We start from the raw sequence: 237 nt of genomic DNA, 5'->3' as shown, positions 1-237 counted from the left end.
ACATTGAGAATTTCATAAGCGCGTTCTTTGTAATGCAAACATTGAATATTTTGAAGTTCGGTATTCCAATAGAATAATTGTCCCGTATAAGGATAGTAGTACCCATTTGAATCCGGGTTATTCATATTATGGTTATTTGCCTGCCAAACAAAGTGTACCTTGCTTCCTTCATAAAAGAAATCCAAACCAAGATCAGGTGCAACACCCCTTCCATTATCTAAATCAACGGTTGCCGGC

General features: G+C 37.6%; 1 protein-coding gene. It reads right to left on the bottom strand.

The annotated features are described in order from the left end of the window. On the bottom strand, positions 1–237 hold a 237-nt coding region (locus tag MMY95_RS15810), incomplete at both ends, for a hypothetical protein (protein WP_241277846.1).

The sequence above is a fragment of the Lactiplantibacillus sp. ME-2 genome (assembly GCF_022549155.1).
Classification (GTDB): Bacteria; Bacillota; Bacilli; order Lactobacillales; family Lactobacillaceae; genus Lactiplantibacillus; species Lactiplantibacillus plantarum.
This window is presented reverse-complemented; position numbering and strand designations above follow the sequence as displayed.